Here is a 22,746-nt window from a genome sequence, read left to right as displayed (position 1 = left end):
ATCTCGCTGTGAGCCTGCCCTAAACAAAGAATACTATGAATAAAAGACAGTTTATTGCCCATTATCTGCGCATGAATCGCACCTCGTACTTATTGGCGATTGTGTTCATCTTTCTCGTCAACTGGTTACAAGTAGAGATCCCTCGCTATATCCAATTGGCGATAGATTTGATTGATGATGCCTCTTCAACTGGCCACCAACAGCTTCAAACCTATGTTTGGATTGTGGTCGGTATGTCGGTTGCCATGGTAGTGGTGAGAATTTTGTCTCGTATTTATGCGCTTAATCCGGGGCGAATTACAGAGGCTGCGCTAAAAAGTACTCTTTTACAAAAGCTGAATCGCTTACCGAGCAGCTTTCACGAACGCTTTGCTTCGGGCCGACTGATCTCGATTATCAACAATGACCTGAGTGGCATTCGACTGCTGTTTGGTGTCGGCTTCTTGCAGTTCTTTAATGCGTTGCTTGCGTTGTCGCTGACGCCTCTTTACATGTGGCGCATATCGCCAGAGCTCACACTGTATTCGATCATTCCTATCTCAATTGCTTTTGTGATTTTCCGTGTGGGCTTCAAGCGTATGAAAACGCTGCATTTAGAGCACATGAAGCGTCTACAAAACCTGTCTGCTCAGCTAATGAGTTACCTATCTGGGATTGACTTGATTAAGAGTCAGCAGATGTCACCTTGGGTGAAAGCCGAAACTGAAAAGCTGAACCAGTTATTGCTTGAGTGCCGCCTTAAAATTACACGAATTCAAGTCTTCTTTATGCCAGTACTCGACTACGCCAATGACCTGATGAAAATCATCATTCTTGGGCTTGGTGGCTACATGTTAATGAGACAGGAACTCACACTTGGTGAGATTACCGCCTTTCTGACTTACTCAGTTTTGCTCGCTATGCCATTGATGCAGCTTGGCAGAATCGCGACCATTTATCAGCGTGGCATGGTGGGTATTCAAAGTGCACAAACCATTCTTAATGCCAAAGTCCCAGAGCTTGATGAAGATAAGCTGACTGAATTAGATGTTGAATCGCTAAAGGGAAAAACGTTTTCTGTTCGCAACCTCAGCTTCAGCTATTCAGGTGAAGAACGCGTGATTCTCGATGACATCAGCTTTGATATTCCAGCAGGTAAGAAAGTGGGTGTGCTAGGTGGAATCGGAGCGGGTAAAACAACGTTAGTGAACTGCTTAAATCATCACTTGGATGTACCAGAAGGTTCTGTTTTCCTTGGTGAAAGAGATGTCACTAGCTTCTCACGCAGTGACTTGCGCCGTTACGTGAAAACTGTGACTCAGGACCCTTACCTGTTTTCAGCAACCGTCGAAGATAATATCCGCTTTGGTAGCCTAGATACGGATTTGGCAAAGAGTCAGGTTGATGAAGTGCTAGAGCTCAGCCAGTTGGCCAGTGATGTGACGCGTTTTGAACACGGCGATCAAACCTTAGTCGGTGAGAAAGGTATCATGCTGTCAGGTGGTCAGAAGCAGCGCTTAAGTATTGCGCGTGCTTTATTGCAACCCACCGATCTGATCATCATGGACAACGTTCTATCGGCTGTCGATTATGAAACAGAACGTAAGATCTTAGAAGGTTTGTTTAAGCGTTTAGAAAATCAATCGGTTCTTGTGGTTTCACACCGCGTTAATGCCCTTGAATATATGGATGAAATCATCGTGTTGAATGAAGGGAAAGTGATCGCGAAGGGCGACCACGCCACGTTATTGAAAACCTGTGATTACTATTACGATACATGGCAACTACAGCAGAATGAAACGGAGGCAGTGGCATGTTAAAAGGTGTTGATCTCGAGTACCTCAAGCACTTTTTTAAGTTTGCTAAGAAATACAAAGGCTCTGCGATTCTGGGTATCGCTATGCTTCCTCTTTCTGTCATCACGAGCTTGTTGTTCCCTTGGCTGATCATTCAAGTGATCGATGTTCACCTGAGTCATGGGGATATGGATGGTCTGCTCGAATACGTCTTCTATCTCGTTGCCGTGCTGGTGGCGAGCTATGTGGTGGATACCACCTATTCGTACAACCTGCGTAAAACCGGGCAATACACGATAACTGACATGCGCTCAGTGTTGTTTGCTCGTGTGCTCAAACTACCGCGCAGCTATTTTGATAACACACCGATTGGGGTAACGCTCTCACGATTAACCAGTGACTTGGAAACCATTGGCGAGACGTTTGTTCAGTCGGTTGTAGGGCTAGTTAAAGACAGTATCAATACCATTGCTCTGTTGGTGATGATGTTCTTCATTGATTGGCAGTTAACGATGATTGTATTGATCATTATGCCGCCAGTGATGTATTTGACGGTGTATGTGAGAAACCGACTTCGTGCTCTCTATAAGGTGACTCGTTCTTCGTTGGCTCGCGGTATTGGCTTTTTACAAGAAGTCTTATTTGGTATGAAAACTGTTCAGATGTACCGAGCGGAAGAGCAAGTCGAACAACGCTACCAAGGCTATACCGATGAGTTTTTAAGAGCGCAGAAGAAGATCAATAAATACGATGCGATTTTGTTCTCGTTTATCTCTGGCATCACCTCAATCACCATCGCGATTATGATCTGGTATGGCTCTGAGCAAGTGTTAGAAGGGGCGCTCACCTTGGGTGTGCTGATTGCGTTCATCAACACCTTAGAGAAAGTGTTTGTTCCGATTCGTGACTTTACTTCGCAGATCGCTTCGATTCAGAGTTCATTTGCAGCGTTTGACCATATTGAAGAACTGTTTGTTGAGCCGACTGAAGAAGAAGGGCGCAACCTGTTGTCATCTAACAAGGTTGAGAAGCAGCTTGAACAGTTTGTGAGCCTAGAGTTTAAGAACGTAAGCTTCCGCTACAAAGACGACTCTCCCTACGTTCTAAAGAATGTCTCGTTTGTATTGGAGAAAGGGCATCAAATCGCGCTTGTGGGTTCGACGGGCTCGGGCAAGTCGACGATTCTGCGTCTGATCTCTAAAACCTACCAAGACTATGAAGGCAGCATTTTGTTGAATGGAATAGAGCTGTCACAGATCTCAAGTGAAGACTCGGCTCATTTGTTCTCAATGATGATGCAAGACGTGCACTTATTTGAAGAGACCATCCAATTCAATATCGCGCTGGGTAAAACGCATCTATCTAGAACTGAGGTTGAACAGGCGGCGCGCTATGTTTATGCCGATAAGTTTATTGAACAATTGCCACAAGGTTATGACTTCCACTTGGAAAAGAACGGCTCTAACTTGTCTGTAGGGCAAACGCAGCTTATCTCGTTCGCTCGAGCGGTTGCGCAGGGTGGTCAATTGATGATGCTTGATGAGGCGACCAGTTCGGTAGATTCAATCACCGAAGACCTGATTCAAAAAGCAATGCAGCGCCTTTTCAAGGAAAAAACCGTGATTGCGATTGCACACCGTTTGAGTACCGTTCGTCACTCAGATACGATTTTGGTGTTGGAAAAGGGTGAAATTGTTGAGCAAGGTAATCATCAACAGCTGGTGGCGCACAATGGTATTTATGCTGGCTTGTTACAAGAATCGATTGTAGAAACAAGCGACTCTCAAGCAACGATCGCCTGATCGCCTCAAATCAGGTTTACCGTTATCGATACTATGAATTGGTGTTGCTTATGTTTCACCAATTTCTATTCTTTTCTAGTATTCCCAGTAGCTTAGGGAAAATAAAACATATTTTACGATTATTAATATGTTATGATCTCCCTACTACTAAAGGGGTGTCTACGGGCATCGGGATGTATGCAAGCAAAAAGAACCGGCTTGTGTCAGTCACTTTCTTGCGAATATGGAATCGAAAATGTTGTTGGAAGAAGTTGTAGAAATTATCGAATTAACCGACTCAGACCATTTATCTCAAGCAATGGAACTGTTTAACGAGCATGGTTTTGTTGATGCTGAGTCTTTACCTTTTATGAATGTTGTTTTTGAAACAGCACCGGATCACCTTGCGAAGAAGTTGTCGCAGATTGGTTTTAAAGGTTTAGTGCAAGTCGAAAAGAATGAAGATGCATCGGGCTTCACCATTATTGATGCTGACCGTGTTCTGCTGAAAGACTCTGCTTAACTGTAAGATTCTTCTTAATGACAAGAATAAGATTCAGCTTAGTGAAAAGACTCTATCCAGTTCAGTAACACCCGTTATGATTATTTGAGGTTAACACAGTGACAACAGCAACCGTTTCATCAACAGAACAACACATTTCCAATGAATATGCGCTTTTAGGTGCATCGTTATTAGCGTCTCAAAAAGTTGAGTTGGCTCTGTTCAGTGTGATCTCTAAATTAGCTAAAGCCCTATCTAAAGAGCAGCAACAGTTATTAGGTTTGGATTTGGATACCTTTTTAAGGGAGAAGCCAAGTGAGCAAGCTGCTACGTTGAGCTTGTACGATCAAACCTTTGGTGAACAGCTTCCGTTAAAAACAAACGAAATTAACGACTTTATCTACCACAGAAATCTTGTGACTCGTGGATTTTGGCGTGTGACTGGCGCTGATGTTAAAGGCGGTGAGAAGCTTGCTAACCCAGAACTTTATTTAAAAGAGTTCTTAGCCAAATGCGAATATTGGCAAGTGATGATAGATACTCACAACAAGTAATCAAATTGAAAGAAGAAAGCCATAGCGAACATGCTATGGCTTTTTTGTTTGTGCAAACCGTCTTGAATTCTCTGAATCTAGAGCATCATCTTCAATACATAGTTCCTAGAGACAAAGTGGTGTTTAAGTGCAGCACAAACATGAAGAACAACTAAACAGGCTAGGGCAATACAACTGGCACGATGTAAATAGAAAAAGAAGCCGTTGATTGCAGAGTCGGTAATTAGATTATTTACACTCACTAACCAAAATAAAGAGTACGGTTCTTTTAGCATTAAGTAGCCGGTGCTGAAAACCATAAACATCACAAGATACATCAAAGAGTGTGCAAGCTTGGCAACGCATTTTTGCCCTTCAGGCACAGAGGTTGGCATGTTTGGCGATGAGCGAAAGTGGCTCCAGATATAACGAACCACAAGCAGTGGCGTCGCAACGGTCGCCAATGACATGTTGAGCACTGACAGAAAAGAAAACAGCTCTGGATGACTGGTGACATAGTGCATCACATACCCTGCGATTGTTGCATAGATGATTACAGAAGCCATTACCCAGTGTAGTACACGGCTTACTAAATCGTATCGTGGATTATTCAAATTAACCTCGTTCTGATCGTTATTAATATAAGATTCATCTCGATGCAATAAATCAATTTTCGGTATATTCGCATCGCGAATTAATTATATAGAACAGTATTACGCGGTATTTTTATAATTTAGAAATTAATGATGTTGCTTCAGGTGTTTTATAATTATCAATGATGTTTTAGAGTGTTAATTCCAATATGGACATAGCAAACTTGTCGACTTCCTAGCTTGTATGCCTATTACGAGATACAGTAAGTCTAAAGATAAATATATAAGGAATGTATAATGCTTCGAATCTTATTGATTGCAGTTATCTCGGTGTTCAGCTCGATGAGTTTTGCAAGCGAAGAGGTTAAGTACTCGGAACAAGAGTATTTGGATAGACCGCTGATGGAACGCTATATCTTGGATGAGTTGAAGCAGCTTCGAATGGAACAGCAGGATCTTGAAAGACGCTTGACCATTCAGATGACTGACCGGGAACTGACTGTGGCAGACAAGTCTCTGAATTACGCCAATGTAACCGTAACCTACTTCTTCTACATTATTGCCGGTGTTGCCTCCCTAATTGCACTGGTGGGTTGGCAATCGCTAAAAGAGTTGAAACACACCACTAAAGAGATGGCAGATCGACGACTCAATGACATTGCCCAAGACTATGAGAAGAAGTTTAACCTTCTTGAAAGGGATCTTAAGCGCAAGACTCGAATCATCTCAGAGAACAACCGAGAAATCGAAATCATCAATGAGATTCACAACTTGTGGTTGAGGGCTCAGAATGTTCAAACTGCCGAGCAAAAAATTGAAATCTACGATGAGATCTTAAAAGTCCGCCCGGGTGATTTGGAAGCACTAACTTACAAAGCTGATGCCGCAATGGACATGCAGGAATACCACTGGGCGATGAGCTTATGTAATCGCGTGTTGGAAGTGGACGATCAAAACGCTCACGCCTTGTATCAACGTGCTTGTGCTTACGCAAGGTTAGGTGCTGAAGGTCAAGCGATCGATGACTTAGAGCGCTCTATCGAAGCCAGTGGTTCAATGCGAGAGCTATTAGCTGATGAACCTGACTTTGAGATGCTGCGCGGCTTAGAACGCTTCGAAGCACTTCGTGAAGAGTAATATTAGGTAAAGATCCGTGTTAACTAAGGTGGTGGGCTTTGCATGCTCACCATACTTTCACACCTATTGCGCTATGGTTTCTTACATTTCATTTATTTTTTTGATTTAATTGTTATGTTATAACACTTTCTAAGTTCCTCGTTATAACCGCTAAGTATTTTATGAAGTTCCTCCGTATTGGTCTGATCGTTACTGCGATCAGCGCATTTTCCCTTGCTGCTTTGCTCTCTTTTCACTCCGAACCAGCACCAGAAATCTCTATAAAAATAACACCTTATCAAGATTCTCAACCGAATGATGAGGCAGCTATCGACTCGCAAGCGACTCCCAACTCTTTGGTTAAAGTCCATTATTTTGTGAAAGTTGGCGATACACTAAGCAACATCTTTTCGTCATGGCAACTGCCTTATGGAACCGTTCAAAAGGTGATGGAAGCGGATCTGGAGTCTTTGAAACTCGACACAATAAAGCCTGGTGACCATCTAGAGTTGCTTTTGGATAGTGAATCAAAACAGCTTGTGGAGCTGATTTATCACGAGAGTCTGGTTGAGCAAGCTGCTTTTACTCGAAACGATGATGGTAGCTTTACCTATAAATTCCACGAGATCCCAGGCGAATGGAAAGAAAAACTCTATGCGGGTAGTGTCCACGGTAGCTTTTCAACATCGGCATACAAAGCAGGGCTGACGACAGCTCAGATAGCCAATATTACTCGCACGTTGAAAGATAAAGTTAACTTCGCTCGTGAGCTGAGAGCAGATGACAGCTTTAATGTATTGGTCAAAGAGCAGTACACGGATGATCACCTAACGGGCAAAACAGAAATTCAAGGTATCTCTATTCAATTAAGAAACCGAGAAGTCGCAGCTTTTCTAGCACCAGATGGTCTTTTTTATGACAGAGAGGGAAATAGTCTAGAGCAAGCCTTTGATAGATACCCAGTCGACAGAAAATTCCGAAGAATCACTTCTTCGTTCAATCCGACACGAAGACACCCAGTAACTGGGCGAATCTCACCGCACAATGGTACCGACTTTGCGACACCTGTTGGTTCACCTATCTACTCAACAGGTGATGGTCGTGTGGTGGCACTTCGTGACCACCCGTATGCTGGTAAATATTTGGTGATTGAACACAACAGCGTATATACGACGCGTTATCTTCACTTGAGCCGCTTCTTAGTTAAGAAAGGTCAGCAAATTAAGCGAGGTCAGAAAATTGCGTTATCGGGTGCTACTGGTCGTATTACTGGCCCGCACTTGCACTTTGAGGTATTGGTTCGTGGTCGCGCCGTCGATGCGATGAAGGCTAACTTACCAATGGCAAGCTCAATTATGCCTAAAGATAGAAAAGAGTTTTTGGCTCGAATTGCCTCTTTTGATGCCATGCGCTCTGAGCACACAGATCGCGCGAGTTAGAGATATTTAAATCTAACTTGGCAACGCATATAATCACGCCCCTTAGTTAGCGATTTAGCTAAGGGGCGTTTTTCTTGGTAATCACACGATTTAGCGAGTGATTCAGTTAAGCAACCACCACCGCAGTGCCACTAGCAGACACCATCAACATGCCATTACCTGTACCCAAGACTTCATAATCGATGTCGACACCCACCACCGCGTTGGCACCGGCTTCAATCGCTTTCTGTTCTAACTCTTTGAATGCGTAGTTACGTGCTTTTTCTAGTTCTTTCTCGTAGGTGCCAGAACGTCCACCCACAAAGTCACGAATTCCTGAAAACATATCTTTGAAAACGTTCACCCCTAGAATAGCTTCTCCGGCAATAACCCCTTTGTAATCGACAATGCGCTTGCCTTCGACTGATTGTGTGGTGGTAATAATCATAATGGCCTCTTGTAAGCTTGCTGAGCTGTTACTCGCTTATTGGTTGATAGTTTGGTCTTGCTCTTGAGCGTCACCGTCCAGTGTTGTCTCTGAGCGTGTGAATTCATGTCTTAACCATGTTCTCAGTTTTAGCACACTTTCTTGTTTTAATTTGTTTTTCGGGCAAACAAAGTAGAAATCTTGATGCGGGTTAGCAACCGGCTTACCCAGTTCAACGAGCATTCCATGGCTGATGTCATCCTTCACAAACAAGCGATGCGTTACTAATACACCTAGTGAACGAATTGCAGCTTGCACCGCTTGAATGGAGACATCGAACGTCAGATTGCTATGGAACGTGGGCATTGGGATTTGGTAATTGTCGCACCACACTTGCCAGTCGTGTTGTCGCCTGGGGTTAAAAACGCCAATGGTCGGGTTTTGTTTGACGAGTTGCTCGACGCTCAATCCGGTCTGGTTTTTTAATAGAGTAGGGCTGCACACCAAGACCAGATCATCATCGCCCAGTTTCTCGCTGTAATATTGCTCCCACTCGTTGGGTTTGCCATGTACAAGCGCAACATCAACCCCTTCCTGTTCAATATCGAAAGGGCCAGTTAGCGTCGAAATACGGATATCAAGTGAGGGAGCAAAAGCTTGGAAGTCGGGAACTCGTGGGATCCACCAGTGCATCGCGAGCGAATTGACCATGTTGAGGGTAATGCGGTGATCGTTAGGCGTTCTGGCAAGCTCTTCGGTTGCCTCTATCACTTGCTCAAGCGCTGGGGCGACTTTTCGGTAATATCGCTTACCGGCGGCATTAAGAACAACACGACGACCGACTCGTTGAAATAGAGGCTTGTTGACCAGCTGTTCTAACGACTTTATTGCTTGGCTTACCGCAGAGTGACTGACATACAACACCCGAGCGGCGTCAGTCATGCTGCCAGTCTCAGCGACAGCAATGAAAGCGTAAACGGATTTAAGCGGAACGAGTTTTTTCATTGGTAAGTTTTCCTTACAGTTATGGTTAATATTACTCGCTATTTTTCATTACGTCACGCCTCTAAAATAGATGTCATAGGAGGTGATAATTATGTCTGATATTACCAAGGCGACGACGTTCATGTTGTTGTCGACGTTCAGTTTGTCTTTAAGTGGCTTGATGGCCAAGTATCTATCTGAAGTGATGCCCACTTCGTTACTCAGTTTCGTGCGTTTTTTGTTACCCAGTCTGTTCTTATTTCTTTTTCTGACCTTTTACAAAATCAGCAAGCCGACACGAGAAATGTGGAAACCTTTGGTGATGCGGGCGATCTTTATGGTGGCGTGTCAGTGGTGTTTCCTTACTTCACTGCAAACCTTAACGCTGGTTGAAGGGGTTGTGTTGTTCAGTACTGGTCCTCTGTTTATTCCATTGTTAGAAAAGTTAATATTTAGAACCAAGATTCATACAACAACGATCGTGTGTTTAGCTGTCACCTTTGTTGGCGTAGTGATGATGGCAGGGGATTGGTCGCAGTTTGAGTTGGGTTCGGAGTTCTTTAGGCCTGCACTTCTGCTTGGACTTCTCGCGGGGGGATTTAATTCTGGCTCGCAAGTGAGTTTGTACCGAGCGTCTAAAACTAGCCTGACACCAGCAGAGCTTAACGCGTGGACCTTTTTAGTCGCGGCAATCATTGTGATCCCAATGGTGGTGTTTACTTCACTTTCTGCAGTGCCTGATGTGCTTGAAAGTGCAGAGAAAGGTACCTTGTCGGCGTTGTTGTCTTTTGACGATTTACGTTGGATTGCTCTTGGAGCTCTTGGTCTTGCACTGTTTACTATCAATACCCAAATCTTCCGTTCTAAGGCGTATAAGCTGGCAGACAGCGGTTCCCAATTGGCACCACTGATTTTTACTAACATGCTGTTTAGCGCGCTTTGGCAGGGCTTGTTCTTTGATGATGTGTTTTCTACTCAGCAGATGATTGGTATTAACCTGATTGTCGTGGCGAGCATCACCAATACATTGCTGGCAAAAAGACACAGCAAGGCGAAAGCCAAACAAAAATCGCACACCACAGTGGCTGTAGCGACTGTAGTGGACGTTGCGGTATTGGACTCGGCAGCTAAAAGCTAACCATTGAGCTATGGCTTATCCTCTGAATGGTTAGCTTAAAATTTAGAACAATGAGCGTATGTATTCTTTTACTCGGTCGATGTGTTCGTGCGGGTCAATCTCGCAGCGTTGGTTCATTTCTAGAAATCGCTCAGCGTATTTGTCGTAGATTTTGTTTTCTAAAAACAGTAGATACAACTTGGGATCGATATGACCGCTGGTCGCCATGTCGGTCATGATGTTGAGTGATTCGCTGAGGAGTTTGCCTTTCTTATACGGGCGATCACTAGAGGTTAGCGCTTCAAAGACATCAGCAATTGCCATCGCTCTGGACGGAAGAGGTAACTGGTCTTCGTTTAAGCCTCTTGGGTAGCCCTTACCGTCGATACGCTCGTGGTGTCCACTAGCGATATCTGGAATGTTTTGAAGGTAAGATGGGTAAGGCAGCTTGTTGAGCATGGTGAAGGTTTGGATAATATGATCGTTGATCATGAAACGTTCTTCATCGTTTAACGTACCACGGCGTACTTTCAAATTGTGCAGTTCACCTTGGTTGTATTTAACTTCTCCGGGCTTAAGTACAAACGCTTCTTGCCATACATCAGCAGGGTTAAAGCCATTGTCCCAAGGTATTTTATGCTCGGGTTTGTCTGCGAGTAGGGGCTCCATAACAGGCAAACCCTTTTCCTGACTTGTTGGTTCCGTTCTCTCTTTCTCAACCCCATCCTTTGGAGTGTTGAACCTCTCTTTTTCAGACCAAGATAGCCCCAATTGATCATCCAGTGTGCGTTTCCATTGGCGTTTGGCTATTTGATCTAAGCGTTCTAGCTGCTCTTCCGTCATAGATTCGCCACCAAGGTTACACTCCGCAACAAAGGCAAACTCCTCATCCAGTTCAGACAGGCTTTGTTCGAGTATTTTGAGTTGTTCTTCTTGTAGCGCACCGTTCGCTATGGCTTTCCAGTAATCGGTTTCCGCTTGCTGTTTCAACAACTCAAAACGCATTCGCACTTCGTGGATTCGGTCGTAAATGGTTTCCAGTTTTGTTGCCTTGTCTACCACATATTCAGGCGTGGTCACCTTGCCGCAGTCATGAAGCCAAGCGGCGAGCATCAACTCTTCCCACTGTTTACTGTCCAATGAGAATTGCGGGTAATAGCGGTCATCATCAATGGTTGCTTGAGTTAGCCATTTGGTGAGCTCAGGCACTCGTTGGCAATGCCCGCCCGTGTATGGTGACTTGGTATCAATCGCCGAAGCAATGAGCTCGATAAAGGCATTAAGCATGTCTTTTTGTTGCTGCATTTGGTCGATGTTGTCTTTCGCTATTTCCGCAAAGCTGAGCAGCTCTCGTAAAAAGGCGTGCTTATCGGCTTGCATCTTGGTGATAGGTCTTTCATAGCCAATTGCCACAATCCCTACCAACAACTTTTCTCTGTTTAACAGTGGAAACAGGTACAGGTCTGAATTGAAGATCGAATCCTGATAATAGTTGAGAACATTGTCTTCTCGGTTTAAATGGATCGTCTCACCAGATTTAAGCTGACACAGCAACCAAGGCGTGTGTTTGATGAAGTCATTGATATCGGCTTTAAAAGGCAGAATGGCAAGGTTGGCCGCCGTATCAAACACGTCTTTCTCTTTGGACTGAGTGAAAAGGACAATGGTTTCTGCTTTGGTGATTAAATAGCTTTGATGCGCAATGTTCTTAGCTAAGATCGAAAACTCCTGATTCCCGGCCGTGTCTCGAAGTAGGGTAATCAGATCATGTAGCGTGTGTTCCATCAGCTCAATTGAATGGGCGAGGTTAGCCACTTCTTGAATCATGCTTTTGGGATAGTGAGTACGCCTGAAGTCGAACCGAGCGATGTTGTCGGTGAGTTGCATCAGCGTATTGAGTGGCTGAGACAAGCGATTAGCAACAAACCATACGATAGCGAAGCAGATGAACAGCATCCCAATCGCGACCGCAACTTGCTTGTCTCGCATCGAGATAAGATCAGCAAGCAGTTCATTGTGTGGCGTCGCTTCTGCCAAATATAAGGTGACGTTTTGAGTCAGTTGAACGGGCGTTAGCGTTAGTGCCCAAGTGTTTAAGTTGTACTCAACGTTTTTTAGATTGAGGTTAAACTTCTCTTCATCAGAGATAAGCGGCGCGATGACGGACGCTTTCAATGCTTCCATCTGTTCACGTTTGGGCACATTAAAGAAGCTTTGGTCTTGCTCACTGCCAGAGAGTTTTCCCGGCGTTTGGTTGTTCGTTTGCTCAGTTTTACTTGTGTCATCAGGCTGGGAGTTAGGCTTGGGTATTGATAGCTCAAGTTGATGCTGACCGAGAAGATTAAAATGTTGATCGAACAGGGCGAGTCGGGTTTGCGGAGAATAAGCTAATTCACTGATCTGAGAAGAGAGCGAACTCAATGTAAAGTCGGCACCAACAACATGCTTGCCATCGGCCGAACGCCTAGAGAGTGTAATGCCATTGGTTTGCAGGAAATAGAACAGATAGGGCTCAGAGAGTTGTATTGAGCCGTCAGGCTTTGCGTTACGAAACCAAGGGCGAGTGGTGGGGTTGAACTTACTCTCTGCTTGTCGAGTACTGATCACTTGATGTGCTCCATCAAGGTAGGTAATAAAGTTTTCACCGTCTAGATTGGTGCTGCTGACCATCATGGTCGCTTTAGCGGGGGCGCTGTTTTCGGCTCTCTGTTTATTGGTGCTTAATGGACGAAAGATTCTAAAGTCACCATCTTCAGAACCATAAAATAGAGCGACCAAATTGGTGTTTTGTTTGAAGATGATATCGACCGAAGCAAGCCAAGAGTCTTTTTCGACAGCGGAAGTTTGATGAGCAACAAACGGGCTCACCGCCATCACATTTAAGGTTGTGATAACAGGGGCAATGGCTTGTTTAAATACTGATTCCAGCTTGTCGCGATGCTCATTACTGATCTCGCGCACTGTGCCTAACAGCAGCTCTTGAGAGTGCCGATAACTTATCGAAATCAATACCGCACCGACAAGTGTTGTCAAAATTAGGAAAAGGCTAGTGATGTGGATACTCAGCGGATATCGTCTTCTTCTCATCTAACACTCCAGTTTGTAGACTGGTTTAAGTATTGACGAACTTGGGTAGGTTGCAAAAAATTGGCGCAATTACCGAGTGTGTACGGTTCGACTTAGATAAGACCAAGCATTGGCTGGTTCGGTTAGCCACGTATTCTTGTGTTGTGTAAATGAACCAGTAATAAACCTTTATGGTTGGGTGCTAATTGTCACTTTCAGCTGATAAACTGGTCGAATTGTTGCCATTAGGCACTCATTTTCTGAAGCATTCTTTTCCTGAAAGAGATTCAGAGTTACTTTCTGAAAAACGTATTTTGACCGAGCGAAGAGGGCATTGATTCATGGAACTCAAAGTAGATACTCACACCCACACATACGCAAGTGGTCATGCTTACAGCACATTGATCGAAAACGCCAAGTCGGCAAAGCAAAATGGTTTAGCCATGTTTTGTACCACCGACCATTCAGAATCAATGCCGGGCGCTCCTCACTATTGGTTCTTCAGTAACCAACGTGTACTTCCTCGTTTTATCGAAGAGGTTGCCATCATCCGTGGTGTTGAGTCGAACATCATGAACACGCAAGGTGAAATTGATATTCATCCGAGCGTTGATAAGAATCTGGATTGGGTGATTGCAAGCTTCCACGAGCCCGTTTTTCGTCCATCGGATGTCGCTACCCATACAGAGGCTCTCGTGAATGTGATTAAGGGCGGTCGAATTGATGCGCTTGGTCACTTAGGCAATCCTAATTTTGATTTCGATTTTGAAGCCGTTATTCAATGTGCGGTTGAGAACAACGTGGCGATTGAAATCAATAACACCACACTCAAAGGCAATAGCCGAGTTGGCAGTGTTGACCGCTGCTATGAGATTGCAAGAATAGCGAAAGCGAAGGGCGCATTTATTACAACAGGCAGCGATGCGCATTTCTGTTTAGATGTCGGTGGCTTGGACTTAGTCGCAGCATTGTTAGATGAAGTGAGTGTCGATTCGAGTAAAGTAATTACCCATTCGCCAAAGCAATTCCTAGCCTTTTTGGCCTTGCGCGGTCGTAATGACATCCCAGAATACTCAGCTCTTGTTTAAGAGAATGTCGGCGGGTTTGCATTTCGACACAATCAATTTTTGTGCCTGACAGATTTTTGTATACACTAGCCGAAAATAATAAAGTCGAAGTGCCACAGTAATGATGGCTCTAACTTCAAAGACACCGCTTCACTTGGAGAAACAATGAAAACTCGCTCAATCCTTTTATCTGGCTTAATCGCTGCGTCAGTATTGTCTGGCAACGCATTTGCTAATGTAGACCTTAAGAAAAACATGCAAGAAATGAAGCTTGCGTTCAAACAAGCGGCAGAAGCTCAAAGCATTGAAGAGATGCAAAAGCCTATCGTTCGTTTAGATACGCTAGTGGCAGAGTTGAAAACGGGTGTTTACCCAGTCGAGAAAGAAGACAACTTCATGGAAGGCTTCAAAAAGATCAGTGCATCACTGGATAGCATTGAGCAGAAGCTAGACCAAGGTGACTTAGCGTCGGCACAGCAAGAACTTCGTACTATTGACGGCCTTCGTGAAGAGTACCATGAGAAGCGTAACCCAAGCATCTGGAGCAAGATCTTCGGTTAATTCGTTAATCAATTGAGTTTGCTCGATAGGTAACAAAGAGCAAAACTTCAAGATTCGATTTCTAAAACGCCGCCTTACATTCCCCTCCTTAGAGGAAGGTGTAAGGCGGCGTTTTTTATTGTCTCTTTTATTGAAAGTCTGCTGAAAAGAGATGAGTATTACTTTCTTAGTTTTAGTGTTGTAACCAGTATTTAACGAAAAAGAGTGTGCGTTAGCTTCAATTTTTTAACTTGCTGTTAATCTTTACGTTTACCTATATTCCAAGTCCCTCATAATAAGGGAAATTTATAAAGACTTGGAATAATGCGCCGAACCTCGTTCAACTTCTCCATGTTACTTGCAACAGCATTAAGCTGGGCGCTAGTGACATTAATGCCTGTTATCAATGCTCATGGTAATAGTGCGGGAGTATGGGCGTCGTTATGTACGGTCAATGGCTTTGAACTGGTTCAAATTGAAGAAGGTGAACCTAATACTCATAAAGGAAAGCCGTGTCCGTTTAGCCATTTTTCCACGTTCCACCAAGATGAACTTCCCACTACACTACTGACAACTCGACTGAGTTCTATTGTCTCCGACAGCTACGCTTTTTTGGCTCTAAGCGAACGCTACACGAGGCAAGCCCCACGCGGCCCTCCCTTTGTTATTGCTTAAACCTAACCCATTAGAATAATTAAAAAAATAAAGTATTAAGTAAAGTTAAACATGCTCAAGTTACTTTCTGATTTTTCGGAAGGTATGTTTGCGTGTGTCAAAGGAAATAATAATGTTGAGAAATGAATCTCAAACCCCTGCGAAAGCACAAGCAACTTCGCAGTCTAAAAGCAGTGCAACAACCGGTTCGAAAACCAGTATAAAAAGCAAAGACCACAATAAAACTCTCTACTTCCTCACATGGCGCTGGCATTTCTATGCTGGGCTATTCGTTATCCCGTTTATGTTAATGTTGAGCATTACAGGCTTGGTGATGCTGTTTGATGATGAGATCGAGTTAGCTTTTCACCACGATGCGATCGAGATAGTTGCATCGGGCGAGCCGATTAAAGTGTCACAACAGTTAGCTGCAGTACAACTTCAATACCCACAAGGTTCTGTTACGCAGTTTGTTCCGAGCAAAGCGCCTGATCTCGCTAACCGCTTTTCGGTATCACTTGAAGACGGAACGTCTGTTTTCGCCACGGTAAATCAATACACTGGCGAAGTGGTCGGAGAAATTCCACGCAGCGATAGCCTGTACCAACTGGCAAATGATATTCACGGCACTTTGTTGACTGGTGATTGGGGTGATTACCTGATTGAAGTGGCAATCAGTTTATCTATTCTGCTTCTTATCAGCGGTATCTATTTATGGCTACCGAGAGGCAACGCGAGCCGTGCTGGTTTTCTCAAGCTGAGAGTGTCATCCGGGCCACGTGTTCTCATGCGTGATCTGCATGCGAACATCGGTGGTACCTTATCGCTTATTCTGCTGTTGTTTATTCTATCTGGATTGGCATGGACAGGTTTTTGGGGCGGTAAGCTTGTTCAAGCATGGAGCACTTTCCCTGCTCAAATGTGGGACGATATTCCATTATCAGATAAGACGCATGCTTCCCTCAACCATGGTTCAGAAGAAGAGCTCCCTTGGAACTTGGAGCAAACACCATTGCCTTTGTCTCAAGATAAGCCAGCAGAACACGTTCATCATGTGGAAGAGGCGTCTGAACCTCATGATCACTCTAAGATGGGAGAAGACCACTCTCAACATGTCATTGCGGCGAGCAGTTTCGCGATTGATGATGTTATTGAGAAAGCACGATCTCTTGGTTTCACGCATTACAAGGTGAATTTCCCACGTTCAGAAACGGGTGTTTACACGGTGACAGCCAATACTATGGGCGGTGATATCATCGATCCAACTCAAGATCGCACCACACACCTAGACCAATACTCAGGCCGTATTCTGGGTGAAGTGACATGGCAAGATTACAACTTCATTGCCAAGACGCTAGCTGTTGGTATTTCTCTGCACCAAGGTGACATTAGTATCATCAATAAGCTTCTAAATGCCTTGTTTTGCTTGGCGTTCATCGTTGTGTCAGTGACTGGCGGTGTGATGTGGTGGATGCGCAGACCATCAGGCCAACGCAAGCTCGGTACACCACCTAAGTTTGGTGATGCAGGCTTATGGAAAGCTGGCTTGGTGACGGTGGTGGTTATTTCGGTACTGTTTCCACTGGCGGGAGCAACGATTGTGGCTGCGATGCTCTTGGACTGGTTACTGTTCTCACGTGTTGAGAAGTTCAAAACGGCGTTGAGCTAATTGAATCACAAACAGACCTTCTCGACTTGAGAAGGTCTGTTTTGTTATTAAGGTGTTTGTTTATTAATAAGACTTTAAATTTGATAAAGCTCTAGCGGCAGGCCGTCTGGGTCTGCGAAAAACGTAAATGATTTCCCCGTAAATTCATCAACTCGAATCGGTTCGACTTCAATGCCTTGTTCTTCCAAGTAGCTTTTGACATGTTGAACGTCATCAACACAAAAGGCCAAATGTCTCAGCCCTTGAGCTTCCGGAAAGCTTGGTCTTTCTGGTGTGTTAGGGAAGCTGAATAGTTCTATCTGAGCACCATTAGGTAGCGCTAAATCAAGCTTGTACGACTGGCGAGCCTCACGATAATTCTCTGCAATGATCTCAAGTTTTAAAATCTCAGTGTAAAAGTGTTTCGACAATTCGTAGTCTGAACAGATTATGGCCGCGTGGTGTATTCCTTTCAGCATCAGTTTATTTCTCCTGCCAACTTGTCACCTAAGTGCTCCATGGCGTAATCAATGAATACACGCAATCGAGCGGGCATGTACTTGGTTTGAGCAAACTGCATCGCAATCGCACCATGGTAATTACTCTTGATGGTCCAATCTTCCAACACTTGTACTACAGACCCTTCAGCCAACGCATCTTGAATCACGAAGTCGTGGAAAATACCGACGCCTAGGCCTTCTTTCACACCTTTCAGTCGCATCTGCGAGTGGTTAACTGCGTAACGCCCAGTGACGGGTACCGTGTGAAATTCATCATCTTTAAGAAAATCCCAAATGTGATCTTTGTCTGTCTCTGCAAGATACAAACAGTCGTGTTCAGACAGCTCGGTAGGGTGGTGAGGAATCCCTTTGGCATCTAAATATTCAGGGCTTGCACACAACACTAGGTTAGTTTTGCCTAACTCTTTCAATACTAAGCTTTCGTCGGGCTTATCGGTCAGGCGGAAAGCGATGTCGATGCCTTGACGCAAAATATCGATGTCGCCGTCAGCCGCTCTTAACTTAAGTTGGATTTCTGGATACTGATTTAAGAAAGGCACAATAAAAGGCTGCAAAACCGAATTCAAGAAGGCTTCAGGCGCCGCTACCGTTATCGAGCCTGCAGGTTCGGTATGGTCTGAGGTAGACAGTTCAACGGCTTGTTGAGCTGCGTTGATCATCACCACGCTCTGGTCGTAAACCAATTGACCCGCTTGCGTGATGATAAGGGTACGAGTGGTACGCTCAAACAGTTTCACCGATAGCGCTTTTTCCAAGCGAGTGATGAGCTTACTCAAGGCTGACGGTGTCACGCCTAACTGTTTTGCTGCAGCCGTAAAACTACCTTCGTTAACCACCAAAATGAACGAGGCGAGATCCGGAAGCAGGGCGATGAGTTTTGGGTTAATCATAAGTATCCAGTTAAGCGAGTTTCAACGATGAACTTAATGGTAATTGTGAGCGATTTACTTTGATTTGTGAATCAATTTCATTAATTAACTGACGTGGTAAGGCGATGTTGAAGGCTTCATTTATTAACGAGCTTAAGTGAACTACACTGATAAAAAAGCTAGGTAAGTGACCGATGAATAAAGAGAATTTTTCAGAAGAGTTAAAAAGGCTCCGCGAAGCAACCTCAATTTCTCAAGAAGAATTTGCAGAGTTACTTTCCCATTCTCATCGAGCATTTTCCGGTGTTAATCAGGTGATGGTGAGCCAGTGGGAAAGGGCAAAGACATTGCCTAGTTTTGTTCGTCGCCTTGGTATCGCAAGCTTCTTTCAGGTGGAGTATGACTTTTCAGTGGAAGAGATGGTTCAAGTCAAAGCTGCAACCAAGAATATGGAACGTCCGTTTAGTGCCGAGATCGGTTACGACTATGAGGTTACCAGCGTAGAGTCATACAACATGGGTTCGCTTCCTGCGAAAAGGATTAAGTCTATACAAGGGATGCACCTCAAAACTTATGGCAAAGACTTTATCGAGGTTGCTCAGTATCTCGGGGTGAGAAAAGAAGATATGCAGGTGCTTTGCTTCTTGTTCGAGGGCGTCATTATCGGGCATGTGGTTTACGACGGCCTCAGCAAAATGCTTTGCAGTGTTGGTGCAGTCAGCGTCGTGATCCGACGTAAGATCTTCGATTACATGGCAGATAATTTGGCTGGCACTGAATTTCGTTTTCCGACTCTTGACCCTGCAATGTCCCAGTTTCTTTATGATCTCTACTTAGAGCCGTACATGAGCAAACTCGGCATGCCATTTTTCAAGGCTGATATAAAGAAAGTGGTGAATAACCCATTCTCTCAGAACATCCAAAACAAACACGATATTTACTTCAAATGCATTCGATATCATGACCTTAAGCAGAAAAAGAAAAGCGTCGAGTTTGTCTTAAGTTAACCTTGCTTGAGTTCGCACTCTTACATGACAAGTCTAAGGTCAGTCAAAGGCAGTGGCTTTGAATATAGAAAGCCCTGATAGCTATCAAAACCTAGCTGGTGGACGAGTTGATGTGTATCCGTATCTTCAACACCTTCTGCCACGGTTTCAATTCCAGACTCTTTGCAGTACGCCAACGTGCGCTTCACCAAGTCCGAACGTGCTGGTTCTGCGCTATTCACGATTGATTTATCAAACTTCACTTCATCGACATTAAGGCTCATCACTTTATTCATATCTGAATAGCCAATACCAAAATCGTCGATTGAGATTTTAATGCCAAGAGATTGAAAGCGTTTAATCTGCTCACAAAGTTGGTCATCCAACTGATCGTTTTCGCTGAGTTCAAAAGTAAGCTGCTTTGCTTTGAACGACGTATTCCAAAGTAATTCACGAACCTTTTCTACGTTATCAGGGTTAGCCAACACCTTCTTGCTGATATTAACTGCTAAGTTCAAGTGAGATGAGAGAGATTTTACTTCTGTCAGTGATTGCTCAAGAACACTAAAGAAGATCTCTTCCTCATAACCCAATGCAAACGCACGATCAATAAACACGCCTGGAGAGAAAATCCCTTCTTCTGGAATATCTAAACGAAACAGCGCTTCAACACCAGTCACTTTCTCGATACTAGGTTCAACCTTTGGCTGATAAAAGCAGGTGTGCCAGTCGTTTTCGAAGGCTTCTTGAATGATGTGGTCTGATAGGTTCATGTGTTTGGTTTCTCTTCTCATCGTGTTTCATTTGTATAGCGGCGTTGCTGGTGCGCATTCTGAGAGAAGCGGGCATTCATCACTATATCGTTTTGAGATGAAAGATTGAGATTTGATATGAAAGCGAAATTAGACGGAAATTAAAGGTGATTTGGCGTTTAAAAGAGCAAGTGAAGGGCGTTAATGTGCCCTGTGTCACTGGGATGAACTATTATTCGTGCCTGTAATTCACTAATGTTTTTCCAACTAAAGGGATAATCGGAAAGGGGATGTTCAACTAGAATATAGGTATAAGTTTTACAGTGTAAATGATCGTGTTGAGATCGTTTACATCCCTACATAAAGCGGCGCGCGATGCTGCAAAATAATAACTAGGAAGGAATGAGACAATGTCTTCTGCATTTTACCAACAGATTCAAACTCAAATCGAAGAAGTTAAAGAAGAAGGTCTTTACAAGTCTGAGCGCATTATTACTTCTGCACAAAAAGCAGCGGTTTCTATCTCGACTGGTGCAGAAGTACTAAACTTCTGTGCAAACAACTACTTAGGCCTTGCTAACCACCCAGCTCTTATCGAAGCAGCTAAAGATGGTATGGATCAGCACGGCTTTGGTATGGCTTCAGTACGTTTCATCTGTGGTACTCAAGATTCTCACAAAGAACTAGAGCAAAAGCTTTCTACGTTCCTAGGTAAAGAAGACACTATCCTTTACACATCTTGTTTTGATGCAAACGCTGGTTTGTTCGAAACAATTCTAGGTAAAGAAGACGCAATCATCTCTGACGCACTAAACCACGCATCTATCATCGATGGCGTTCGTCTGTGTAAAGCAATGCGTTTCCGTTACTCGAACAACAACATGGAAGAGCTAGAGCAGCAACTTATCGCTGCTAAAGAAGCGGGCGCTCGTCACACACTAATCGTAACTGACGGTGTGTTCTCAATGGACGGCGTAGTGGCTAACCTTCCTGCTATCTGTGACCTTGCAGACAAGTACGACGCACTAGTAATGGTTGATGACTCTCACGCAGTGGGCTTCATGGGCGAAAACGGCGCGGGTACTCACGAGTTCCACAACGTTGTAGACCGTATCGATATCATCACTGGTACGCTAGGTAAAGCAATGGGTGGCGCTTCAGGCGGTTACACTTCTGGTAAGAAAGAAGTGATCGACTGGCTACGTCAGCGTTCTCGTCCATACCTATTCTCTAACTCTGTTGCACCTGCAATCGTATCTGCGTCTATCCGCGTTCTAGATCTTCTTGCGGAATCTGGCGACCTACGTACTCAACTATGGGAAAACTCTGCTCACTTCCGTACTCGCATGGAAGAAGCTGGCTTCACTATGGGCGGTGCTGACCACGCAATCATCCCAATCATGCTTGGTGATGCAAAAGTAGCGGCTGAATTCGCAGAACGCGCACTAGAGAAAGGCATCTACGTTGTAGGTTTCTCTTTCCCTGTAGTACCAAAAGGTCAAGCTCGTATCCGTACGCAAATGTCTGCTGCACACTCTCGTGAGCAACTAGACCGCGCAATCGATGCGTTCATTCAAGTTGGTAAAGACATGGGTATCATCTAATTTTAAAGGGATGCCACGAGCATCCTTTAATTAGATAGAGCAACACCCAGTAGAATATATAGATTTTTGATTCTCGCCTTACAGTTAGGCGAGATGAACTAGGTAACATTATGAAAATTAAAGCACTTTCTAAGCTTAAGCCTGAAGAAGGCATTTGGATGACCGAGGTTGAAAAACCTGAAATGGGTCATAATGATCTTCTTATCCGTATTAAGAAAACCGCAATTTGTGGTACTGACGTACATATCTACAACTGGGATGAGTGGTCACAAAACACAATCCCAGTACCTATGGTAGTAGGTCACGAATACGTGGGTGAAGTGGTTGGCATCGGCCAAGAAGTTCGTGGTTTTGAAATCGGCGACCGTGTATCTGGCGAAGGTCACATCACATGTGGTCACTGTCGTAACTGTCGTGGCGGCCGTACTCACCTTTGTCGTAACACAACAGGTGTTGGTGTTAACCGCACTGGTGCGTTCTCTGAGTTCCTTGTGATCCCTGCGTTCAACGCATTTAAGATCCCTGCAGAAATCTCTGACGATCTAGCTTCAATCTTTGACCCGTTTGGTAACGCAGTACACACAGCACTTTCTTTCGACCTAGTAGGCGAAGACGTGCTAATTACTGGTGCTGGTCCAATCGGTATCATGGCTGCAGCTGTTGCTAAGCACGTTGGTGCTCGTCACGTTGTAATCACTGATGTAAACGAGTACCGCCTAGATCTTGCTAAGAAAATGGGTGTGACTCGCGCAGTAAACGTGATGGAAGAGAAGCTTGAAGACGTAATGTCTGA

The 22,746-nt window shown here is 44.3% G+C and carries 21 protein-coding genes; 14 read left to right on the top strand and 7 right to left on the bottom strand.

Annotated features, from left to right (window positions below):
* Positions 1-35 precede the first annotated feature (35 nt).
* From IQQ51_RS21330 to IQQ51_RS21315, 4 genes are all read left to right on the top strand, one after another.
* Positions 36-1,799 carry an ABC transporter ATP-binding protein gene (locus IQQ51_RS21330; RefSeq protein WP_193842071.1) on the top strand — a complete coding sequence of 588 codons (1,764 nt, stop codon included), beginning with the start codon at positions 36-38 and terminating at the stop codon, positions 1,797-1,799.
* Positions 1,793-3,577: an ABC transporter ATP-binding protein gene (locus IQQ51_RS21325; RefSeq protein ID WP_193842070.1), complete on the top strand. Its 1,785-nt coding sequence runs from the start codon at positions 1,793-1,795 to the stop codon at positions 3,575-3,577. Before IQQ51_RS21330 ends, IQQ51_RS21325 begins: the two co-directional genes overlap by 7 nt.
* A 235-nt stretch (positions 3,578-3,812) precedes the next feature.
* On the top strand, positions 3,813-4,079 hold the full coding sequence (locus tag IQQ51_RS21320) for a hypothetical protein (RefSeq protein ID WP_017082440.1): 267 nt from the start codon (positions 3,813-3,815) through the stop codon (positions 4,077-4,079).
* A 98-nt stretch (positions 4,080-4,177) separates the two neighbouring features.
* Positions 4,178-4,612 (top strand): hypothetical protein, encoded by a 435-nt coding sequence (locus IQQ51_RS21315; RefSeq protein ID WP_193842069.1) that lies wholly within the window; start codon positions 4,178-4,180, stop codon positions 4,610-4,612.
* A gap of 77 nt (positions 4,613-4,689) precedes the next feature.
* Here the strand turns inward: IQQ51_RS21315 and IQQ51_RS21310 are convergent, their stop codons facing one another.
* On the bottom strand, positions 4,690-5,205 hold the full coding sequence (locus tag IQQ51_RS21310; RefSeq protein WP_081090200.1) for a cytochrome b: 516 nt from the start codon (positions 5,203-5,205) through the stop codon (positions 4,690-4,692).
* Positions 5,206-5,481: 276 nt separating this feature from the next.
* Between IQQ51_RS21310 and IQQ51_RS21305 the strand changes: the two genes are divergently transcribed.
* Both IQQ51_RS21305 and IQQ51_RS21300 read left to right on the top strand, forming a co-directional pair.
* Positions 5,482-6,321 carry a tetratricopeptide repeat protein gene (locus tag IQQ51_RS21305; RefSeq protein ID WP_050633120.1) on the top strand — a complete coding sequence of 280 codons (840 nt, stop codon included), beginning with the start codon at positions 5,482-5,484 and terminating at the stop codon, positions 6,319-6,321.
* 161 nt (positions 6,322-6,482) lie between these two features.
* A complete protein-coding gene (locus IQQ51_RS21300; protein WP_193842068.1) occupies positions 6,483-7,739 on the top strand; it encodes a peptidoglycan DD-metalloendopeptidase family protein in 1,257 nt (418 codons plus the stop codon).
* Positions 7,740-7,845: 106 nt separating this feature from the next.
* Here the strand turns inward: IQQ51_RS21300 and IQQ51_RS21295 are convergent, their stop codons facing one another.
* A complete protein-coding gene (locus tag IQQ51_RS21295) occupies positions 7,846-8,166 on the bottom strand; it encodes a heavy metal-binding domain-containing protein (RefSeq protein ID WP_004730185.1) in 321 nt (106 codons plus the stop codon).
* 36 nt (positions 8,167-8,202) lie between these two features.
* Positions 8,203-9,150: a LysR substrate-binding domain-containing protein gene (locus IQQ51_RS21290; protein ID WP_193842067.1), complete on the bottom strand. Its 948-nt coding sequence runs from the start codon at positions 9,148-9,150 to the stop codon at positions 8,203-8,205.
* 91 nt (positions 9,151-9,241) lie between these two features.
* Between IQQ51_RS21290 and IQQ51_RS21285 the strand changes: the two genes are divergently transcribed.
* Positions 9,242-10,267, top strand: coding sequence for a DMT family transporter (locus tag IQQ51_RS21285; RefSeq protein WP_193842066.1), 1,026 nt, complete (start codon positions 9,242-9,244; stop codon positions 10,265-10,267).
* A 42-nt stretch (positions 10,268-10,309) separates the two neighbouring features.
* Here IQQ51_RS21285 and IQQ51_RS21280 read toward each other — a convergent pair whose 3' ends face one another.
* Positions 10,310-13,333, bottom strand: coding sequence for an HD domain-containing phosphohydrolase (locus IQQ51_RS21280; RefSeq protein ID WP_193842065.1), 3,024 nt, complete (start codon positions 13,331-13,333; stop codon positions 10,310-10,312).
* A 320-nt stretch (positions 13,334-13,653) separates the two neighbouring features.
* Here IQQ51_RS21280 and IQQ51_RS21275 point away from each other — a divergent pair, with 320 nt between their 5' ends.
* The 4 genes from IQQ51_RS21275 to IQQ51_RS21260 all read left to right on the top strand — a co-directional run bounded on the left by IQQ51_RS21275 (position 13,654) and on the right by IQQ51_RS21260 (position 17,242).
* On the top strand, positions 13,654-14,400 hold the full coding sequence (locus tag IQQ51_RS21275; RefSeq protein WP_193842064.1) for a phosphatase: 747 nt from the start codon (positions 13,654-13,656) through the stop codon (positions 14,398-14,400).
* Between the two features lie 144 nt (positions 14,401-14,544).
* A complete protein-coding gene (locus tag IQQ51_RS21270; RefSeq protein WP_017059534.1) occupies positions 14,545-14,940 on the top strand; it encodes a cytochrome b562 in 396 nt (131 codons plus the stop codon).
* Positions 14,941-15,243: 303 nt separating this feature from the next.
* A complete protein-coding gene (locus tag IQQ51_RS21265) occupies positions 15,244-15,594 on the top strand; it encodes a hypothetical protein (RefSeq protein ID WP_048612954.1) in 351 nt (116 codons plus the stop codon).
* Between the two features lie 112 nt (positions 15,595-15,706).
* The gene (locus IQQ51_RS21260) at positions 15,707-17,242 is read left to right on the top strand and encodes a PepSY-associated TM helix domain-containing protein (RefSeq protein WP_193842063.1); all 1,536 of its coding nucleotides are present in this window, start codon (positions 15,707-15,709) and stop codon (positions 17,240-17,242) included.
* A 74-nt stretch (positions 17,243-17,316) separates the two neighbouring features.
* Here IQQ51_RS21260 and IQQ51_RS21255 read toward each other — a convergent pair whose 3' ends face one another.
* Both IQQ51_RS21255 and IQQ51_RS21250 read right to left on the bottom strand, forming a co-directional pair.
* Positions 17,317-17,700: a VOC family protein gene (locus IQQ51_RS21255; RefSeq protein WP_193842062.1), complete on the bottom strand. Its 384-nt coding sequence runs from the start codon at positions 17,698-17,700 to the stop codon at positions 17,317-17,319.
* On the bottom strand, positions 17,700-18,632 hold the full coding sequence (locus IQQ51_RS21250) for a LysR family transcriptional regulator (protein ID WP_193842061.1): 933 nt from the start codon (positions 18,630-18,632) through the stop codon (positions 17,700-17,702). Before IQQ51_RS21250 ends, IQQ51_RS21255 begins: the two co-directional genes overlap by 1 nt.
* 173 nt (positions 18,633-18,805) lie before the next feature.
* Here IQQ51_RS21250 and IQQ51_RS21245 point away from each other — a divergent pair, with 173 nt between their 5' ends.
* Positions 18,806-19,618 (top strand): helix-turn-helix transcriptional regulator, encoded by an 813-nt coding sequence (locus tag IQQ51_RS21245; protein ID WP_061038434.1) that lies wholly within the window; start codon positions 18,806-18,808, stop codon positions 19,616-19,618.
* A 20-nt stretch (positions 19,619-19,638) separates the two neighbouring features.
* Here IQQ51_RS21245 and IQQ51_RS21240 read toward each other — a convergent pair whose 3' ends face one another.
* A complete protein-coding gene (locus IQQ51_RS21240; RefSeq protein WP_081090199.1) occupies positions 19,639-20,391 on the bottom strand; it encodes an EAL domain-containing protein in 753 nt (250 codons plus the stop codon).
* A gap of 368 nt (positions 20,392-20,759) precedes the next feature.
* Here IQQ51_RS21240 and IQQ51_RS21235 point away from each other — a divergent pair, with 368 nt between their 5' ends.
* Positions 20,760-21,953 (top strand): glycine C-acetyltransferase, encoded by a 1,194-nt coding sequence (locus IQQ51_RS21235; protein ID WP_193842060.1) that lies wholly within the window; start codon positions 20,760-20,762, stop codon positions 21,951-21,953.
* Positions 21,954-22,063: 110 nt separating this feature from the next.
* Positions 22,064-22,746 (top strand): L-threonine 3-dehydrogenase (gene tdh / locus IQQ51_RS27480; protein ID WP_228013102.1); only part of this gene is annotated, 683 nt, incomplete at its 3' end.

The sequence above is a fragment of the Vibrio sp. OPT18 genome, assembly GCF_015163615.1.
Taxonomy (GTDB): domain Bacteria; phylum Pseudomonadota; class Gammaproteobacteria; order Enterobacterales; family Vibrionaceae; genus Vibrio; species Vibrio coralliirubri.
This window is presented reverse-complemented; position numbering and strand designations above follow the sequence as displayed.

Bases quoted from the DNA above. Each gene is read 5' to 3' on its own strand.
- IQQ51_RS21305 (WP_050633120.1), top strand. From the start codon at position 5,482: ATGCTTCGAATCTTATTGATTGCAGTTATCTCGGTGTTCAGCTCGATG.
- IQQ51_RS21245 (WP_061038434.1), top strand. From the start codon at position 18,806: ATGAATAAAGAGAATTTTTCAGAAGAGTTAAAAAGGCTCCGCGAAGCA.
- IQQ51_RS21330 (WP_193842071.1), top strand. From the start codon at position 36: ATGAATAAAAGACAGTTTATTGCCCATTATCTGCGCATGAATCGCACC.
- IQQ51_RS21285 (WP_193842066.1), top strand. From the start codon at position 9,242: ATGTCTGATATTACCAAGGCGACGACGTTCATGTTGTTGTCGACGTTC.
- IQQ51_RS21265 (WP_048612954.1), top strand. From the start codon at position 15,244: ATGCGCCGAACCTCGTTCAACTTCTCCATGTTACTTGCAACAGCATTA.
- IQQ51_RS21300 (WP_193842068.1), top strand. From the start codon at position 6,483: ATGAAGTTCCTCCGTATTGGTCTGATCGTTACTGCGATCAGCGCATTT.
- IQQ51_RS21290 (WP_193842067.1), bottom strand. From the start codon at position 9,150: ATGAAAAAACTCGTTCCGCTTAAATCCGTTTACGCTTTCATTGCTGTC.
- IQQ51_RS21280 (WP_193842065.1), bottom strand. From the start codon at position 13,333: ATGAGAAGAAGACGATATCCGCTGAGTATCCACATCACTAGCCTTTTC.
- IQQ51_RS21250 (WP_193842061.1), bottom strand. From the start codon at position 18,632: ATGATTAACCCAAAACTCATCGCCCTGCTTCCGGATCTCGCCTCGTTC.
- IQQ51_RS21325 (WP_193842070.1), top strand. From the start codon at position 1,793: ATGTTAAAAGGTGTTGATCTCGAGTACCTCAAGCACTTTTTTAAGTTT.
- IQQ51_RS21260 (WP_193842063.1), top strand. From the start codon at position 15,707: ATGTTGAGAAATGAATCTCAAACCCCTGCGAAAGCACAAGCAACTTCG.
- IQQ51_RS21275 (WP_193842064.1), top strand. From the start codon at position 13,654: ATGGAACTCAAAGTAGATACTCACACCCACACATACGCAAGTGGTCAT.
- IQQ51_RS21240 (WP_081090199.1), bottom strand. From the start codon at position 20,391: ATGAGAAGAGAAACCAAACACATGAACCTATCAGACCACATCATTCAA.
- IQQ51_RS21295 (WP_004730185.1), bottom strand. From the start codon at position 8,166: ATGATTATTACCACCACACAATCAGTCGAAGGCAAGCGCATTGTCGAT.
- IQQ51_RS21255 (WP_193842062.1), bottom strand. From the start codon at position 17,700: ATGCTGAAAGGAATACACCACGCGGCCATAATCTGTTCAGACTACGAA.
- IQQ51_RS21320 (WP_017082440.1), top strand. From the start codon at position 3,813: ATGTTGTTGGAAGAAGTTGTAGAAATTATCGAATTAACCGACTCAGAC.
- IQQ51_RS21270 (WP_017059534.1), top strand. From the start codon at position 14,545: ATGAAAACTCGCTCAATCCTTTTATCTGGCTTAATCGCTGCGTCAGTA.
- IQQ51_RS21235 (WP_193842060.1), top strand. From the start codon at position 20,760: ATGTCTTCTGCATTTTACCAACAGATTCAAACTCAAATCGAAGAAGTT.